Source organism: Plasticicumulans sp., from assembly GCF_035331805.1.
Classification (GTDB): domain Bacteria; phylum Pseudomonadota; class Gammaproteobacteria; order Competibacterales; family Competibacteraceae; genus Plasticicumulans.
The window spans coordinates 1-17,769 of the sequence record NZ_DAOLKE010000040.1 but is presented as its reverse complement, the minus strand read 5'-3'; the positions used below and the strand labels follow the sequence as shown (position 1 = coordinate 17,769).

Annotated in this window: 16 protein-coding genes and 1 pseudogene; 14 read left to right on the top strand and 3 right to left on the bottom strand. The window is 68.5% G+C overall.

What is annotated here, in order from left to right; all coding sequences use genetic code 11:
* From PKE44_RS04980 to rnhB, 12 genes are all read left to right on the top strand, one after another.
* Window positions 1-259: phosphatidate cytidylyltransferase (locus tag PKE44_RS04980; protein WP_324548635.1), on the top strand; the 259-nt coding region annotated here is incomplete at its 5' end.
* Window positions 256-1,464, top strand: a complete 1,209-nt coding sequence (gene ispC / locus PKE44_RS04975; protein ID WP_324548633.1) for a 1-deoxy-D-xylulose-5-phosphate reductoisomerase — start codon at window positions 256-258, stop codon at window positions 1,462-1,464. The genes PKE44_RS04980 and ispC, both read left to right, overlap by 4 nt.
* The gene (rseP, locus tag PKE44_RS04970; RefSeq protein WP_324548631.1) at window positions 1,461-2,819 is read left to right on the top strand and encodes an RIP metalloprotease RseP; all 1,359 of its coding nucleotides are present in this window, start codon (window positions 1,461-1,463) and stop codon (window positions 2,817-2,819) included. Before ispC ends, rseP begins: the two co-directional genes overlap by 4 nt.
* A 48-nt stretch (window positions 2,820-2,867) precedes the next feature.
* Window positions 2,868-5,168, top strand: a complete 2,301-nt coding sequence (gene bamA / locus PKE44_RS04965; RefSeq protein ID WP_324548629.1) for an outer membrane protein assembly factor BamA — start codon at window positions 2,868-2,870, stop codon at window positions 5,166-5,168.
* Between the two features lie 31 nt (window positions 5,169-5,199).
* Entirely contained in the window at window positions 5,200-5,715 is a 516-nt protein-coding gene (locus tag PKE44_RS04960) for an OmpH family outer membrane protein (RefSeq protein WP_324548627.1), read from the top strand.
* Between the two features lie 20 nt (window positions 5,716-5,735).
* Window positions 5,736-6,764: a UDP-3-O-(3-hydroxymyristoyl)glucosamine N-acyltransferase gene (lpxD, locus tag PKE44_RS04955; protein WP_324548625.1), complete on the top strand. Its 1,029-nt coding sequence runs from the start codon at window positions 5,736-5,738 to the stop codon at window positions 6,762-6,764.
* A 21-nt stretch (window positions 6,765-6,785) separates the two neighbouring features.
* A complete protein-coding gene (gene fabZ, locus PKE44_RS04950) occupies window positions 6,786-7,226 on the top strand; it encodes a 3-hydroxyacyl-ACP dehydratase FabZ (RefSeq protein WP_324548642.1) in 441 nt (146 codons plus the stop codon).
* Window positions 7,223-7,993: an acyl-ACP--UDP-N-acetylglucosamine O-acyltransferase gene (gene lpxA, locus PKE44_RS04945; protein ID WP_324548623.1), complete on the top strand. Its 771-nt coding sequence runs from the start codon at window positions 7,223-7,225 to the stop codon at window positions 7,991-7,993. The genes fabZ and lpxA overlap by 4 nt, the downstream gene beginning before the upstream one ends.
* A 5-nt stretch (window positions 7,994-7,998) precedes the next feature.
* Window positions 7,999-9,132 carry a lipid-A-disaccharide synthase gene (gene lpxB / locus PKE44_RS04940; protein ID WP_324548621.1) on the top strand — a complete coding sequence of 378 codons (1,134 nt, stop codon included), beginning with the start codon at window positions 7,999-8,001 and terminating at the stop codon, window positions 9,130-9,132.
* 170 nt (window positions 9,133-9,302) lie between these two features.
* Window positions 9,303-9,518 carry a type II toxin-antitoxin system RelE/ParE family toxin gene (locus PKE44_RS04935; protein WP_324548619.1) on the top strand — a complete coding sequence of 72 codons (216 nt, stop codon included), beginning with the start codon at window positions 9,303-9,305 and terminating at the stop codon, window positions 9,516-9,518.
* Window positions 9,511-9,825, top strand: coding sequence for a transcriptional regulator (locus PKE44_RS04930; protein ID WP_324548616.1), 315 nt, complete (start codon window positions 9,511-9,513; stop codon window positions 9,823-9,825). The genes PKE44_RS04935 and PKE44_RS04930 overlap by 8 nt, the downstream gene beginning before the upstream one ends.
* 30 nt (window positions 9,826-9,855) lie before the next feature.
* Window positions 9,856-10,449, top strand: a complete 594-nt coding sequence (rnhB, locus tag PKE44_RS04925; RefSeq protein ID WP_324548639.1) for a ribonuclease HII — start codon at window positions 9,856-9,858, stop codon at window positions 10,447-10,449.
* Window positions 10,450-10,458: 9 nt separating this feature from the next.
* On the opposite strand, the gene PKE44_RS04920 is transcribed toward rnhB, so the two are convergent.
* On the bottom strand, window positions 10,459-11,241 hold the full coding sequence (locus tag PKE44_RS04920) for a tRNA/rRNA methyltransferase (RefSeq protein WP_324548614.1): 783 nt from the start codon (window positions 11,239-11,241) through the stop codon (window positions 10,459-10,461).
* Between the two features lie 95 nt (window positions 11,242-11,336).
* Between PKE44_RS04920 and dnaE the strand changes: the two genes are divergently transcribed.
* Both dnaE and PKE44_RS04910 read left to right on the top strand, forming a co-directional pair.
* Window positions 11,337-14,846, top strand: a complete 3,510-nt coding sequence (dnaE, locus tag PKE44_RS04915; RefSeq protein ID WP_324548612.1) for a DNA polymerase III subunit alpha — start codon at window positions 11,337-11,339, stop codon at window positions 14,844-14,846.
* A 195-nt stretch (window positions 14,847-15,041) separates the two neighbouring features.
* Window positions 15,042-15,683: a hypothetical protein gene (locus tag PKE44_RS04910; protein WP_324548610.1), complete on the top strand. Its 642-nt coding sequence runs from the start codon at window positions 15,042-15,044 to the stop codon at window positions 15,681-15,683.
* A 242-nt stretch (window positions 15,684-15,925) separates the two neighbouring features.
* Here the strand turns inward: PKE44_RS04910 and PKE44_RS04905 are convergent, their stop codons facing one another.
* Window positions 15,926-17,062 carry a Fic family protein gene (locus tag PKE44_RS04905; RefSeq protein ID WP_324548637.1) on the bottom strand — a complete coding sequence of 379 codons (1,137 nt, stop codon included), beginning with the start codon at window positions 17,060-17,062 and terminating at the stop codon, window positions 15,926-15,928.
* A gap of 211 nt (window positions 17,063-17,273) precedes the next feature.
* Window positions 17,274-17,769: pseudogene (locus tag PKE44_RS04900) on the bottom strand (metallophosphoesterase); the annotation flags it as partial.

Below are 17,769 nucleotides of genomic sequence, written 5' to 3'. Positions count from 1 at the left end.
CGAAAGGGAACAACTACCGTTCTCTGCATACCGCCGTAACCGCGGAGGACGGCCGGCCTTCCTGCTGGTCTGCGCGCTGACCGTGATCTGGTCGATCCTCGGGGACCTGTTCGAATCCATGCTCAAGCGCCAGCACGGCGCCAAGGACAGCGGCACGCTGCTGCCCGGTCACGGCGGCGTGCTCGATCGCATCGACAGCCTGACCGCCGCCGCGCCGGTGTTCCTGCTCGGCCTCACCGTGTTCGGACCCTGGCGATGAGCGCGCGCCCGCTGGCGGTGACGGTGCTCGGCGCCACCGGCTCGATCGGCCTGAGCACGCTCGACGTGCTGGCCCGGCATCCGGATCGCTACCGCGTGCATGCGCTGAGCGCGCACCGCAACGTCGACGCGCTTGCCGGGCTCTGCGAGCGGCACCGGCCGGAGTACGCCGTGCTGCCGGAATCGTCCGCGGCATCCCGGCTGCAGGCGCGGCTGCACGCCGCCGGCTGCCGCACCGAGGTGCTGGCCGGGGCCGAGGCGCTCGCCGCGGTTGCCGCGGCGCCGGAAACCGATGCGGTGATGGCCGCGATCGTCGGGGCCGCCGGCCTGCTGCCGGCGCTCGCCGCCGCGCGTGCCGGCAAGCGCGTGCTGCTCGCCAACAAGGAAGCACTGGTGATGTCCGGCGCGCTGTTCATGGAGGCGGTGCGGGCCCATGGTGCGCAGCTGCTGCCGATCGACAGCGAGCACAACGCCATCTTCCAGTGCCTGCCGCCGGCCGCGCAGGCAGGGGGGCGGCCCGAAGGCGTCACGCGCCTGCTGCTGACCGCTTCCGGCGGACCGTTTCGCGACACGCCGGTCGACGAGATCCCGCACAAGACCCCGGCCGAGGCCTGCGCCCATCCGAACTGGTCGATGGGCCGCAAGATCTCGGTCGATTCGGCGACGATGATGAACAAGGGCCTCGAACTGATCGAGGCCTTCTGGCTGTTCGGCCTGCCGCGCGAACGCATCGAGGTGGTGATCCATCCGCAGAGCGTGATCCATTCGATGGTCGAATACGCCGATGGCTCGGTGCTTGCGCAGCTCGGCAACCCCGACATGCGCACGCCGATCGCCCACGCGCTGGCCTGGCCCGAGCGCATCGCCTCGGGGGTTGCGCCGCTCGACCTGTTCCGGATCGGCCGGCTCGACTTCCGCGCGCCGGACCTGCTGCGCTATCCCTGTCTCGGGCTCGCGCAGGCCGCGCTCGCGGCTGGCGGCACGGCGCCGGCGATCCTGAACGCCGCCAACGAGGTTGCGGTCGCAGCCTTCCTCGACGGCCGGCTCGGCTTCGGCGGCATCGCGCAGCTGAACGCTGCCGTGCTCGATGCGGTGCCGGCCGCGGCCGCCGACACGCTCGATGCCGTGCTCGCCGCCGACGCGGCGGCGCGGCGTGCGGCCGAGGCGCGAATCGACGGCGACAAGCTCGCAGGAGGTGTCCGATGAACGGTCCGCTGCTGTCGTTCCTGGCGCTGGTGGTCACGCTCGGCGTGCTGATCACCGTGCATGAGTTCGGTCATTTCTGGGTCGCCCGCCGCTGCGGCGTGCGCGTGCTGCGCTTCGCGATCGGCTTCGGCCGGCCGCTGTGGCGACGCACCGCCCGCGACGGCGTCGAATACGTGATCGGTGCCGTGCCGCTCGGCGGCTACGTGCGCATGCTCGACGAGCGCGAGGGCGAGGTGCCGCCGGAGCAGCTCGACCAGGCCTTCAACCGCCAGACGGTCGGCCGGCGCGCGGCGATCGTCGCCGCCGGCCCGGCCTTCAACTTCGCGTTCGCGATCCTCGCCTACCTGATCCTGTACCTCAGCGGGGTCAGCCAGGTGCGCCCGGTGCTCGCCGAGGCCGCAGCCGGCACGCCGGCCGCGATCGCCGGCATCCGCGACGGCGACGAGGTGCTGGCGGTCGGGGACGTGACGGTGCAGGGCCTCGATGAACTGCTGATGCGCGTGGCCGAGCAGATGGAGCCCGGAGAGGCGCTGAAGCTGCGCGTGCGCGATGCCGACGGTCGTGTGCTCGAACGCCGCCTGCCGCTGCCGGAGGACCTCGACACCGATGGCAACCTGCTGGCCCGGCTCGGGCTGCAGCCGTGGCGACCGTCGCTGCCGGCGGTGATCGGCAGCATCAAGCCCGACAGCCCGGCGGCAGCGGCGGGGCTGCAGGACGGCGATCGCATCGTCAGCGTCGATGACCAGCGCGTCGCGGACTGGCAGGACTTCGCCACGCGCGTGCGCGCGAAGCCGGAAGCCGACCTGCGCCTGCAGGTCGAGCGCGACGGCAGCCCGCTCAGCGTGCGCCTGCGCCCGGTCCGCATCGAGACCGCGCAGGGGGCCGTCGGCCAGATCGGCGCCTTTGCGGCAGTGCCGCAGTCGCTCGCCGACTCCCTGCGCGTCGTGGTACGGTATGGCCCGATCGATGCAGCGGTTGCAGCCGTCGAGCGCACCTGGGAAATGTCGGCGTTCACGCTGCGCATGCTCGGGCGGATGCTGACGGGGCGTGCCTCGCTGGACAACCTCAGCGGGCCGCTGACCATCGCGCAGATGGCCGGGCAGTCGGCATCGATCGGTCTGTCCGCCTTCCTGTCGTTCCTGGCCCTGGTCAGCATCAGCCTCGGTGTGCTGAATCTGCTGCCGGTGCCGGTGCTCGATGGCGGGCATCTGGCGTGGTATGCCATCGAAACGATCAAGGGCAGCCCGGTTTCCGAGGCTGTCCAGAGCGCCGGGCAGCGGGTCGGGCTGGCCGTGCTGCTGGTGATGATGGGCCTGGCTTTCTACAACGATCTGGCGCGGTTGTTCGGGCCCTGAGCAAAGGGCGCCGGACGGCTGCGGTCGGGTCTGCCGTCCGTGCGATCCATGACTCCAATCCTGCGTAACTTCCTGCTGTCCGCCAGTCTCGCCGCGCCCGCCTGCATCGTGCAGGCTGCGGAATTCATCGTGCGCGACATCCGTGTCGAGGGCCTGCAGCGCATCTCGGCGGGCACGGTGTTCAGCTACCTGCCGGTGCAGACCGGCCAGCGCGTGCGTCAGGAGGATTTCCCGGATCTGATCCGCACGCTGTTCCGCACCGGCTTCTTCACGGACGTCTCGCTGCAGCGCGACGGCGACGTGCTGGTGGTCAACGTCGTCGAGCGCCCGGCGATCGCCGAGGTCAAGGTCACCGGCAACAAGGACATCTCGACCGAGGACCTGGAAAAGTCCCTGAAGACGGTCGGTCTCGCCGAAGGTCGCACCTTCGACCGGGCGCTGCTCGACAAGGTCGAGCAGGAACTCAACCGCCAGTACTACGCGCGCGGCAAGTACGCGGTGAAGGTCGACAGCCAGGTGCGGCCGCTCGAGCGCAACCGCGTGGCGATCACGATCGACATCTCCGAAGGCATCGCGGCGCGCATCAAGCAGATCAACATCGTCGGCGCCAAGGCCTTTGATGAGGACGACCTGCTCGACCTGTTCCAGAGTTCGACCAGCAACTGGACCTCGCTGCTGTCGAAGGACGACCAGTACTCGAAGCAGAAACTCGGCGGCGATCTCGAAACCCTGCGCTCGTATTACCTCGACCGCGGCTACCTGCGCTTCAACATCGATTCGACGCAGGTCACGATCACGCCGGACAAGAAGGACATCTACATCACGATCAACATCGCCGAGGGCGATCGCTACACGGTCAAGGACGTGCGCCTCGCCGGTGAAAGCCCGGTGCCGCTCGATCAGCTGAAACCGCTGGTCAAGCTGCAGCCCGGCCAGACCTTCTCGCGCGCGACGCTCAACGAGAGCACCAAGGCGATCACCGACCGGCTCGGCGATGACGGCTATGCCTTCGCCAACGTCAGTGCCGTGCCGCAGATCGACGATGCCGGCAAGACCGTGTCGCTGGCCCTGAACGTCGATGCCGGCCGGCGCGTGTACGTGCGCCGCATCAACTTCAAGGGCAACATCAAGACCCAGGACGAGGTGCTGCGCCGCGAGATGCGCCAGACCGAGGGCTCGTGGTTTGCAACCCGCGATGTCAATCGATCCAAGGAGCGTCTGGAGCGTCTGGCCTTTGTGCAGGAGGTCACGGTCGAAACTCCGGCCGTACCCGGCACGCCGGATCAGGTCGATCTGAATTACAGCGTCACCGAGCGCCCGGCCGGCAGCCTGAGCTTCGGCATCGGCTACGGCCAGGATGCCGGCGTGCTGCTCAGTGCCAGTGTCTCGCAGCAGAACTTCCTCGGCACCGGCAACGCGCTGAGCTTCACGTTCAACAACAGCCAGATCAACACGATCTACAGCTTCAGCTACACGAATCCGTACTTCACGCCCGATGGCGTCAGTGCCGGCATCCGGGCCAGCTACCGTGAGACCGACGCTTCCGAAGCCAACCTCGCGAGCTACCTGACCAACGAATTCGAGACGATGGCGACCTTCGGCTTCCCGCTGAACGAGACCGACACCGTCAACCTCGCGATCGGCATCTCCGGCATCAAGCTCAAGACCAACGGCGACAACACGCCGCAGGGCATCTACGACTACATCGACGAGCATGGCGAGCGCCACGTCGGTCCGCGCTTCGAACTGAGCTGGGCGCGCGACACGCGCAACAAGGCCGTCTTCGCCGACCGCGGCTCGTACAACCGCCTGTCGATCGAATCGATGCTCGGTGGCGACGACAGCTGGTACAAGCTCGGTTACCGGCACAGCACCTATCTGCCGCTGACCGATTCGCTGACGCTGCTCGGCCATTTCGACTTCGGCTACGGTGAGGGTTTCGGCAATACCGACACGCTGCCGTTCTACGAGAACTTCTACGCCGGCGGCCTGCGCACCGTGCGCGGCTACAAGACCAACACGCTCGGCCCGCGCTGGGACGATCCGAATCCGGACCTGCGTGACCCGAAGGGTGGTGCGCTGCGCACGGCCGGCGGGGTCGAGGTGCTGTTCCCGGCGCCGTTCCTCAAGGACAACAAGAACCTGCGCTTCTCGACCTTCTTCGACATCGGCAACGTGTTCGCGGACGTGAACGACTTCGATGCCGGCGAACTGCGCTATTCCGCCGGCTTGTCGATGCAGTGGATCACGCCGCTCGGACCGCTGGTGATGTCGGTCGCCCAGCCGCTCAACAAGAAGGACGGCGACAAGACCGAGCCGTTCCAGTTCACCTTCGGCGTGCCGTTCTGACGGCCCGCGTCGACCCGAGGGGAAGATCGTCTTGAAGGCCTTGCTGCGTGTCCTTCTGGGGGCTCTCGCGCTGACGTTCGCGCTGCCGGCAGTGGCTGCGGAGCTGAAGCTCGGTTTCGTCAACGCCGCGCGTGTGCTGAAGAGCGCACCGCAGGCCGAGGCGGCGCTGAACCGGCTCGAAAAGGAGTTCTCGCCGCGCGACAAGGCGCTGGTCGAGGCGCAGAAGGCGCTGCGCAAGCTGGAGGACAGGCTCTCCAAGGACGGCGCCACGCTCAGCGACGCCGAACGGCGCGACCTCGAACGCGACATCATCTCGCAGCGGCGGGACGTGAAGCGCGCGCAGGACGAGTTCCGCGAGGACTTCAACATCCGGCGCAACGAGGAAATGGCCAAGCTGCAGAAGCTGATCCAGGACGCGATCACCGCGCTCGCCCAGGAGGAACGCTACGACCTGGTGCTCAACGACGGCGCGGTGATCTTCGCGAGCGAGGCTGTCGACATCACCGACAAGGTGCTGAAGCGCCTGTCGGCCGTGCACGGCAACTGAGCCGGTCCGGGGTCGACGGGGTGCATACGCTCGCGGAACTGGCGCAGGTCGCCGGCGCGCAACTGCGCGGTGACGCGGCGACGCCGATCGATGGCGTCGGCACGCTCGCCGCGGCCCGGCCCGGGCAGATCGGCTTCCTCGCCAATCCGAAGTACCGGCAGCTCCTGGCCGGCACGCAGGCGAGCGCGGTGATCCTGGGGGCTGAGGATGCCGGGGCCTGTCCGGTCGCCTGCCTGATCGCCGACAACCCGCATCTCGCCTATGCCCGGGTCGCGGCGCTGTTCGATCCGGCCGCCGGCAGGCAGCAGGGCGTGCATGCGCGGGCCTGCGTCGATGCGGCCGCCGAGGTCGCCGACGATGCCTGGATCGGCCCGATGGCCGTCATCGAGGCCGGGGCCGTGATCGGGCCGCGCGTGCAGGTCGGGCCGGGCTGCGTGGTCGGGGCGCGCACGACCATCGGTGCCGACAGCCGGCTGGTCGCCAACGTCACGGTGCTGCACGACTGCGTGCTCGGCGAGCGCGTGCTCGTGCATCCGGGCGCGGTGATCGGCGCCGACGGTTTCGGGCTCGCGAATGATCGTGGCTGCTGGGTCAAGGTGCCGCAGCTCGGGCGCGTCGTCATCGGCAACGACGTCGAGATCGGCGTCAACACCGCCGTCGACCGTGGCGCGCTCGAGGACACCGTGCTTGCTGACGGCGTCAAGCTCGACAACCTGATCCAGATCGCCCACAACGTCCGCGTCGGCGCGCACACGGCGATGGCCGGCTGCGTCGGCATTGCCGGCAGCACGACGGTCGGCGCGCACTGCACGCTCGCCGGAGGCGTCGGTCTGGCCGGGCATCTGACGCTCGGCGACCACGTCCACGTCACCGGCATGTCGCTGGTCACCAAATCCCTGACCGAGCCCGGCGTCTATGCGTCCGGACTCGCGGTCGAGCCGGCCCGGCTGTGGAACAAGGTTTCCGCGCGCCTGCGCCGGCTCGACGAACTGTTCCGCCGGCTCGCCGCGCTCGAAAAACGAGTCGGCGACGATGCCGGTCACCCCTAGAGGACCCCGCCCTTGGAATCGATGGATATCACGCAGGTGCTGCGTTATCTGCCGCACCGCTATCCGTTTCTGCTGATCGACCGCGTGCTCGAACTCGAGCCCGGCGAACGCCTGCTCGGCCTGAAGAACGTCTCGTTCAACGAACCCTTCTTCCAGGGCCATTTCCCGCAGCAGCCGGTGATGCCGGGCGTGCTGATCCTGGAAGCACTCGCGCAGGCCACCGGCATCCTCGCCTTCAAGACCTCCGGCCAGCTGCCCGAGGACGATTCGACCTATTACTTCGTCGGCATCGACAATGCCCGCTTCAAGCAGCCGGTCTGTCCGGGCGACCGGCTGCTGCTCGACGTGCGCCTGCTCAAGACCCGCCGCGGCATCTGGGTGTTCTCGGCCGAGGCCCGCGTCGATGACAAGGTGGTGTGCTCGGCCGAACTGATGTCCACGAAGCGGGAGCACGGCCAGTGATCGACCCGCGCGCCATCGTCGATCCGGGGGCCCGCATCGCCGAAGGCGTGCAGATCGGGCCGTTCAGCATCATCGGTGCCGGTGTCGAGATCGAGACCGGCACCGTGATCGGCCCGCACGTCGTGATCAAGGGACCGACACGCATCGGGCGCGACAACCGCATCTACCAGTTCGCGTCGATCGGCGACGATCCGCAGGACAAGAAATACGCCGGTGAGCCGACGCGGCTGGAAATCGGCGACGGCAACACGATCCGCGAATACGTGACGATCAACCGCGGCACGGTGCAGGACGCCGGGGTCACGCGCGTCGGCCATGACAACTGGATCATGGCCTACGTGCACATCGCGCACGACTGCGTGGTCGGGGACCACACGATCTTCGCGAACAACGCCTCGCTCGCCGGACACGTGCACGTCGGCGACTGGGCGATCCTCGGCGGCTACACGCTGGTGCACCAGTTCTGCCGCATCGGTGCGCACAGCTTCTGCGGCTTCGCGACCGGCGTGCAGCGCGACGTGCCGCCGTACGTGACCGTCGCCGGCTATCGCGCCGAGCCTTACGGCATCAACAGCGAGGGCCTGCGCCGCCGCGGTTTCGAGGCCGAGACCATCGCCGTGATCAAGCGCGCCTACAAGCTGCTGTACATGTCGGATCTGAAGCTCGCCGAGGCCGTCGAGCGCATGCGCGAGCTGGTCGCCACGCATCCGCCGGTGGCGCTGCTCGCCGATTTCGTCGCCGATTCGCCGCGCGGCATCGTGCGCTGACGCGCATGCGCATCGCAGTCGTCGCCGGGGAGCTCTCGGGCGATGCGCTTGGCGGCGCGCTGCTGCCGGCGTTGCAGCAGCGTTTTCCGCAGGCGCGCTTCGAGGGCATCGGCGGGCCGCGCATGCAGGCGGCCGGTCTCGAATCGCTGTTCCCGCTCGAAAAACTGTCGGTGATGGGGCTGGTCGAGGTGCTGAAGCACCTGCCGGAGCTGCTGTCGATCCGCCGCGCGCTCGTGCGCCGCTGGCTCGCCGAGCCGCCCGCCCTGTACCTCGGCATCGACGCCCCCGATTTCACGCTGCCGCTCGCGAAGCGCCTGCGCGCGCACGGCATCCGCACCGCGCATTACGTCAGCCCCTCGGTCTGGGCCTGGCGGCAGGGGCGGGTGCGCGGCATCGCGCAGAGCGTCGACCTGATGCTGACGCTGTTTCCGTTTGAGGCGACGTTCTACGCGCAGCATCACGTGCCGGTCGAATGCGTCGGTCATCCGCTGGCGGACGAAATCCCTGCGGGCCTCACGGTCGCCGACGGCCGCGCCGCGCTCGGGCTCGGGGCCGGCCGAAGCCTCGCCTTGCTGCCCGGCAGCCGCGCCGGTGAGGTCGGCCGGCACATCGACGTGTTCCTCGCGGCCTTCGCGCGGCTGCACGAACGGCATCCGCAGCTCAATGCGCTGCTGCCGTGCGCGACCGCCGCGCTGCGCGCACAGATCGCCGCGCGCGTGACGGCGGCCGGGCTCGACGCGCAGGTGCGGCTGTTCGACGGCCACGCTCGCGAGGTGCTCGCCGCCAGCGAGCTGGCGCTGGTCGCCTCCGGCACCGCGACGCTGGAGACGATGCTGGTCGGCCGGCCGCTGGTCATGGCCTACCGCGTCGCGCCGCTGACCTACGCGATCGCGAAGCGGCTGATGAAGATCGACCGCTTCTCGCTGCCGAACCTGCTCGCCGGCCACGATCTGGTCCCCGAGTTCATCCAGGACGCTGCCACGCCTGCCGCGCTCGCCGCGGCGCTCGATGCCTGGCTGCGCGAGCCGGCGCGCGTGCAGACGGCATGCACCGAGTTTGCCGGCCTGCACGAGCGCCTGCGCTGCAATGCCGGCGAACGGGCGGCGGCGGCGCTTGCCGGGCTGCTGCGGCAGGCTTGAGCAGGTTCGTGCCGCACTCCACTCCCTCCCGGTTGCAGACCCGGCAGTACGGAGGCAAGGATGATCTTCGTGGAAACCGCCCATTTCGTGCGTGTCGCCGCAAGCCTGTTTGATGATGAGGGATTGCGCCACCTGCAGGAGAGCGGCTGCTCGCCGATCCGGCGGCAGGCGTGCTGATCCCCGGTGCAGAAGGGCTGCGCAAGCTGCGTGTCGAGCTGCCGGGACGCGGACGACGGGGCGGGGCGCGAGTGATCTACTACTGGTGGACAGCACAGGATCGGCTGTACCTGTTGTATGCGTATGCCAAGAACGTCCAGTCGGACCTGACGGCGGATCAGGTGCGGCGACTGGCAGCCGTGATGCGGGCGGAGACCGGGAATGGATGAGCACGAATTCGAGCAGTTGCTGGCAAGCGTGCGCGAGATGGGGCGGCATCGGCGCGGCGAGACCGTGGCCGGCCTGCGGGTCAGCGAGTGGTCCGAACCCGACGTCCGCTCGATCCGCGCAGCCACGCAGCTGTCACAGACGAAGTTTGCCGCGCTGATCGGCGTGCGCCTGCGCACGCTGCAAGCCTGGGAAAACCGGCGCTCGCGGCCGATCGGCCCGGCCCGGGCGCTGCTGCGCATCGTCGAGCGCGATCCGCAGGCGCTGATCGCCTTGCGCGCCGAGCTTCCTGCCCGGCATCCGGTTTGAGTCCAGATCGTGAAGAATCTCAGCCTCGACCTGTTTCACGCTCCGGATGCACCGGTCCTGATCGCCGGCTGCGACGAGGCCGGTCGCGGGCCGCTCGCCGGGGCTGTGGTCGCCGCGGCGGTGATCCTCGATCCGGCCCGGCCGATCGCGGGGCTCGCCGATTCCAAGACGCTCAGTGCCGCACGGCGCGAGGCGCTGGCCGGACTCATCCGCGAGCGGGCGCTGGCCTGGGCGATCGGCCGGGCCGAGGCCGACGAGATCGACCGCATCAACATCCTGTGGGCCTCGATGCGGGCGATGGAGCGCGCGGTGGCCGCGCTCGGCGTCGTGCCGCAGCTCGTGCAGGTCGACGGCAACCGCGTGCCGCCGGGGCTCGCGATGCCGGGCGAGGCGATCGTCAAGGGCGATGCGAAGGTGCCGGCGATCGGAGCGGCCTCGATCCTCGCCAAGGTCGCGCGCGATGCCGAACTGCTCGTGCTTGATCGCGACTTTCCGCAGTACGGCTTCGCGCAGCACAAGGGCTATCCGACCGCCGCGCACCTCGCGGCCCTGGTCGAGCACGGCCCGTGTCCGGCGCACCGGCGTTCGTTCGGGCCGGTGCGCAGGGCGCTCGGCCTGGCCTGAGTCCGGTGCTCAGGGCTGGCGGAAGCGTCGCCACCACTCGGCGACGATCACCGCCGCCGCCACCGACACGTTCAGGCTCTCGACCGCGCCGCTGCCGGGGATCATCACCTGCACGTCGCCGGCCTTCAGCGTCTGCTTCGTCAGTCCCTGCGACTCCTCGCCGAACACGATCAGGCACTTCGGCGGCAGCTCGGCCGCATAGAGCGGCTCGCCGCCGTGACTCGACGTGGTCAGGATGCCGAAGCCGGCGCGGCGGGCGAGGCGGATGGCGTCGCCGGTATGCGCGCAGTGCACGGTCTCGACGTATTCCAGCCCGCCCTCGGCGACGCGCGCGCAGGCCCCGGAATGCAGCGCGTCGGTATCGGCGACCAGCAGGCCGTCGATCGCGAAGTGCGCGCCGGTGCGCAGGATCGCGCCGAGGTTGTGCGGGTTGCCGACGCCTTCGAGCGCGAGCCCGCAGACCCGCTCGCGTTTTTCCATCTTCGTGAGCCAGCGCTCGATCGACACCGGCCGCTTCTTGCGCACGATCAGGCAGACGCCGCCGTGGTGCTCGCTGCCGGCGACGAGGCCGAGTTCGTCGTCCGGCACGACGTGATACGCGCGCCGGCGCGCCGCAAGCCCCTGCATCGCCTCGGCCCAGTGGCGCGCCGTGCTCTCGGCGAACCACGCGCGCACCACGGCATCGGGCCGCTCGCGCAGCGTCACCGCACAGGCATTGGCACCGTGGATCTTCGCCTCGTCGGCGGCGAGGCCGCGCGGGGCGGCAGGGCGGGGCGGGGGCGGGCGGCGCATGGCGATGCGGTTCCTCGGGGGCGGGCGCGCATCCTATCCCGGGCCGAAGCGGCTGCGTTACCCTGCGCGCCCCCAGTGACGCCCGGCGATCCGTGATGACCGCGACCTACGTCCACCTGCACGTCCACACCGAGTTCTCGCTGCTCGACAGCCTGATGCCGGTCAAGCCGCTGGTGAAGGCGGTCGGCAAGGCCGGCATGCCGGCGGTGGCGGTGACCGATCTCGGTAACCTGTTCGCGCTGATCAAGTTCTACAAGGCCGCGCAGGGCTCGGGCGTCAAGCCGGTGGTCGGCTGCGAGGTCCACATCGGTCGCGGCGGCAGCGAGCCTTCCGGGCGGCTGGTGCTGCTCTGTCGCAACGACGAGGGCTACCGCAACCTGACCGTGCTGGTCTCGCGCGGCTACGTCGACGGCCAGCAGCGCGGCGTGCCGGTCGTGCACATCGACTGGCTGCGCGAGCACGCCGGCGGGCTGATCGCGCTGTCGGCGGCGCGCGACGGCGAGATCGGCAAGGCGATTGCCAATGGCAACCTCGCGCAGGCGCGCGCGCTCTGCGATGAATACGCGGCGCTGTTCCCGGAGGCCTTCTACCTCGAACTGCAGCGCACCGGCCGCCCGGGCGAGACCGAATACCTCGCGCGCGCGGTCGAACTCGCCGCCGGACGCGGGCTGCCGGTGGTCGCGACCAACGACGTGCGCTTCCTCGCGCGCGCCGACTTCGAGGCGCACGAGGCGCGCGTCTGCATCGCGCAGGGCTGGACGCTCGCCGATCCGAAGCGTCCGCGCGACTACTCCGAGCAGCAGTACCTGCGCACCGCCGCCGAGATGGCGGAACTGTTCGCTGATCTGCCCGAGGCGCTTGAGAACAGCGTCGAGATCGCCAGGCGCTGCAACCTGACGCTGACGCTCGGCAAGCCACGGCTGCCGAACTTCCCGGTGCCGGCCGGCATGAGCGTCGATGACTACTTCGCCGAAGCCTCGCGCCGCGGGCTGCAGGAGCGCTTCGCGAAGATGTTCGATGCCACGGCCGAGGATTACGCCGAGCGCACCCGGCCGTACCGCGAGCGCCTGGAAACCGAGATCGGCGTCATCGTGCAGATGGGCTTTCCCGGCTACTTCCTGATCGTCGCCGACTTCATCCAGTGGGCGAAGAGCCAGTCGATCCCGGTCGGACCGGGGCGCGGCTCGGGCGCCGGTTCGCTGGTCGCGTATGCGCTGAAGATCACCGACCTCGACCCGCTGCCGTATGACCTTTTGTTCGAGCGCTTCCTGAACCCCGAGCGCGTGTCGATGCCGGACTTCGACGTCGACTTCTGCATGGAAGGCCGCGATCGCGTCATCGACTACGTCGCGCAGACCTACGGCCGCGACAGCGTCTCGCAGATCGCCACGCACGGCACGATGGCCGCCAAGGCCGTGATCCGTGACTGCGGCCGCGTGCTCGGCCACCCGTACGGCTTCGTCGACAAGGTCGCCAAGCTCGTGCCGCTCGAACTCGGCATCACGCTCGCCGATGCGCTGGAGAAGGACGAGGACTTCCGCAAGGCCTACGACGGCGACGAGGAGATCCGCGCGCTGGTCGATCTCGGCCAGAAGCTCGAAGGGCTGGCGCGCTCGGTCGGCAAGCACGCCGGCGGCGTCGTCATCTCGCCGACCGTGCTGACGGATTTCTCGCCGCTGTACTGCGAAGAAGGCAGCCGCCAGCTGGTCACGCAGTTCGACAAGGACGATGTCGAGGCCGCCGGCCTCGTCAAGTTCGACTTCCTCGGCCTGCGCACGCTGACCATCATCGACTGGGCGCTGGCGACGCTGAACCGCCAGCGCGCCGGAAAGGGCGAGCCGCCGATCGACGTGATGGCGCTGCCGCTCGATGACGCGCCCGCCTACGAGCTGCTCAAACGCTGCGAAACCACCGCGGTGTTCCAGCTCGAATCGCGCGGCATGAAGGATTTGATCCGCCGCCTGCAGCCCGACTGCTTCGAGGACATCGTCGCGCTGGTGGCGCTGTTCCGGCCCGGGCCGCTCGAATCGGGCATGGTCGATGACTTCATCAACCGCAAGCACGGCCGCGCCAAGGTCGAATACCCGTTCCCGGAATGCGAGCCGGTCCTGAAGCCGACGTATGGCGTCATCGTCTATCAGGAACAGGTCATGCAGATCCCGCAGGTGCTCGCCGGCTACACGCTCGGCGGTGCCGACCTGCTGCGCCGGGCCATGGGCAAGAAGAAGCCCGAGGAGATGGCCAAGCAGCGCGACATCTTCGTCAGCGGCGCCACCGCCAACGGCCACGACCGCGACAAGGCCGGCGCGCTGTTCGACCTGATGGAGAAGTTCGCCGGCTACGGCTTCAACAAGTCGCATTCGGCCGCCTACGCGCTGGTCAGCTACCACACCGCCTGGCTGAAGGCGCATTACCCGGCGGCGTTCATGGCCGCGGTGCTGTCGTCCGACATGGACAAGACCGACAAGGTCGTCGTGTTCATCGAGGAATGCCGGCGCATGCGCCTCGCGGTCGTGCCGCCGTCGGTGAACGTCTCGGAGTTCAAGTTCACGGTCGATGCCGCCGGTGCCGTCGTCTACGGCCTCGGCGCGGTCAAGGGCGTCGGCGAGAACGCCATCGAGGCGATCATCCGCGAGCGCACGGCCAGCGGCGCCTTCCGCGACCTGTTCGACTTCTGCCGGCGCGTGGATCTGAAGAAGCTCAACCGCCGCGTGCTCGAAGCCCTGATCCGTGCCGGCGCCTTCGACGTGTTCGGCGACACGCGCGCCACGCTGATGGCCTGTCTGCCCGAGGCGATCCGCCTCGCCGAGCAGCACGCGCGCAACGACGAGGTCGGCCAGTGCGACCTGTTCGGGCTGATGGCCGACGCCGGCCCGGCCGTCGATGTCGCGCGCATCGACGTGCCGAAGCTGCCGGAGTGGGACCCGGACGAAAAGCTCGCCGGCGAGAAGGAAACGCTCGGCCTGTACCTGACCGGCCACCCGATCGACCGCTACCTGCCGGAGCTGCGCCAGTTCACCAAGGGCAGCCTGACCGACGCGCTGGAGGAGGCCGAAACCGGCTTCCAGGCGCCCGGCGCCCGGCGCTACGGCCGCGAGGCCGAGAAACCGGCGCTGCTCGCCGGGCTGGTGGTCGATATCCGCATCAAGCAGGGCGCGCGCGGGCGCATGGCCTTCGTGACGCTCGACGATCGCGGCGGCCGGCTGGAGGTGCGCGTGTTCGGCGACACCTGCGAGCAGTACCGCGCGCTGCTCGCCGTCGACCGCGTGCTGGTCATCGACGCGGCGCTGTCCTGGGACGACTACTCCGGCGGCGTGCGCGCGACCGCGCGCGAGATCATGGATTTCGACACCGCCCGCGAGAAGCACGCCCGGCGCATCCGCGTCAAGCTCGCCGACCCGGACGTGCGCCTCGCCGCGCGCCTGGCCGAGGCGCTCGAAGCCCACCGCGGCGGCAAGTGCCGCGTGGTGCTCGAAGTCAGCACCCCGGAGGCCGGCGGCGAACTGGTCTGCGGCGAAGGCTGGCAGGTGCGCCCGGCCGCCGAACTGCTGCGGCGGCTGGAGCAGGTGGCCGGCAGCGGCGCGGCGAGTCTGGAATACCGCTGAGGCCGGTCAGGTGCGCCGGGGACGGATCCTCCAGTCGGCACCGGGGATCGGCTGCGCACCGTGCCCGCTTTCGGGATACCCGGTCATGCCCGGCCCGAAGGCGGGTTACGGCGCGGGTGAGGTCGTGCAAGTCTTTGAGGACAGAGGGAGCGCCTAACCCGCCCTGCTCGCGCTTGTGATTCGGAGGGCATCAAAGTGGGCATGTATTACTGGAATCAGCAGAATTTTGAAGGGCTCGTCTCCATCGCCGGTCAGGCAATGGAACTTCCTCATTTGAAGGAGTTTGGTGTTTACTGCCAGTTTCGCACTTCCGGCCTGCGCAAGCAGGCGCTGAGCGCGCTCCGGACTTTCCTGGCGCATGCAACATCGCTCGCCTTTGATGAGCGAAAGGGAATCGTGTCCTGGTTGCTTGAAACACGCTTGCGAGCACCTGAGGTTCACCAATTGCTGCCGCAGCCGTTGATGGCTGAATTGATCGAGCCGACGCTGATCGAGTGGGTGCGTTTATTTCCGAAGGATGGAATTGCACATCGATGGCAAGGTTACATCGCACGCGATGCAGATGCCCTGCGGACAGCCGTCACAATTGACGATCAGGATGCTGTGGCACGCTGGTTGCTGATTTTGCATGTTATGAGAGGGGTGGATTTTGCCATGCATCACCTCGTCGAGAGCTTGTTCATTGGCCTTGAGACAGACACGCTTGCTGAATTGGACGAAATTGACCACCACTTGGCAATGCTCCCGCAGGGAGCGTTGCGCGAAAACCTTGAGATCAGGTTTCGCGAGCAACGTCAATTGCTCAGTCAATGGATTGAATACAAAGCTGCACCGTAGGGAGACTTTCCGGAGTGGTGTGTGCAGAATGGCCAATCGTATCAATGGCCTTCCATCGTCTACTACAGCAAATGATGCTCAGCCCGCGTAGTCTGGGTTGACGAAGGAAACCCAGCAACCATCACATCAGATGGCAGAGCCCAAGGGCCGCGCATTTGTTCGATTATTTGGAAATATTGTTTCCTCATGTTGCTCCCAATGCTGGGTTTCGTTCCTCAACCCAGCCTACGAGCTGCTCGCGCTCAATCCGCCGACGCCGGTGGCAACATGAGTTCGTAACTCGTACTCCTGCCCCCGGCGCCGGAACGCTGCAGCACGCCGAGGGCTACAAGTTCGTTGATGTCGCGCAGCGCCGTATCGGCCGAGCATTTCGCCAGTGCCGCCCATTTGCTGCTGGTCAGCTTGCCCTCGAAGCCGTCGAGCAGGCGGTTCAGCACCTTCACCTGCCGGGCGTTGAGTGCCACCCCTGCCAGGCGCTGCCAGAAACGCGCCTTGCAGAGCACGGCATCCAGACTGCGGTGCGCCTGCATCACTGCCGCATCGAGGTTCTGCAGGAACCACAGCAGCCAGCCGGTCACCTCCAGATCGCCTTTCTGGGTGCGCTCCAGCACGTCGTAATACGACTTGCGCTCACGCTGAATCTGCGCCGACAGGCTGTAGAAGCGTTGCGGGCTGCCGTCGGCGCGCGCGAGCAGCAGATCACCGATGGCGCGGGCGATGCGGCCGTTGCCGTCGTCGAACGGATGCAGCGTGACGAACCACAGATGCCCGAGGCCTGCGCGCAGCAACGCCGGCTCGACGGGGTCCGGACGATTCACCCAGTCGAAGAAACGCGCCATTTCGGCGGGCAGGCAGGCCGCTGGCGGTGCCTCGTAATGCACGCGCTGGCGCCCCACCGGCCCGGAGACCACCTGCATCGGGCCATCGGCATCGTCGCGCCAGCCCCCGGTGCGGATGCGGCTCATACCTGAATAACCGGTCGGAAAGAGCGCGGCATGCCAGCCGTACAGACGGGCCTCGGTCAGCGCCGCGCTGCAGCGGGCCGTGGCATCGAGCACCATGTCGACCACGCCTTCAACGTGCCGGTCCACCGGCGCCAGCGCCCCGATGTCCACGCCCAGCCGGCGCGCGACCGAAGAACGCACCGTCGCCACATCCAGGCGCTCACCTTCGATCGCACTGGTCTTCAGCACATCCTCGGTCAGCGCCGCCAGGCTGGCCTCATCGCGCAGGCCGAGACCGACATCCGCCAGCCGGCCGAGCAACCGACCCTGGGCCTGACTGACCTGCGCCAGCGGCACAGCCAGCCCGGCCAGGTCGTAGCGCCAGTGCGGCCAGTCCGGGGCTTGCCAGATAAAGCTGTAATCACCGCATCTCATGCGGAGATTATGAGTGGTATTCGCCGCAAACCGCAGCTGCGACACCCCGACATCGCCCGTCGCTGCCTTCCTCCGGCAGATGCGCAGGATGGGCTGACGAAGGAAGCCCATCTTCCGCGCACGGCACGCGACTGATGGGCTCGTGGGAGAAGGCTTGGGGGAAGAGTGGAAAAACCATGCGTTTACGTGTGATCGGTATGACTGCCGCCCCTCAGTCCACGGCCACGAAGCGCTCCGACGACAGCGTTTCCTCGCCGTCAAAGCGGTAGGCCACCAGCGCACCGCCCTTGCCGGCGCTGTAATCGACGCAGGCGGCGCGTGCTGACTGGATCCGCGGTGTGCCGCTCAGCCAGTAATGGCCGAAGAACACCGGCGTGTCGCCTGCGCCGATGCGGGCGTGGGCCGGGATCGGGGCATCCGGCAGAAGCTCGCGCGCGGCGTCCGGCAGGATGGCCGCACGGCGGTAGCTGACTGCATCCGCATCCCACCAGCGCACGCGCACGCGTTCGCGTCGCGTGCCGTCCTTGTCGTGGAAGTGATGCCCGGCCGGCAGCGCAACCTCGATGCCCTTGGTCAGCACCTCGACGGCCTTGAACAGGCTTGGGCAGGCATTGTCCTTTTCCGCTTCCTCCGCCGGCTCGTCGGTGACCGACGGCATCCGCTCCCGGCTCAGGTAGTGCCCGTCGCGCAGCTGCGGGCGGAGCCAT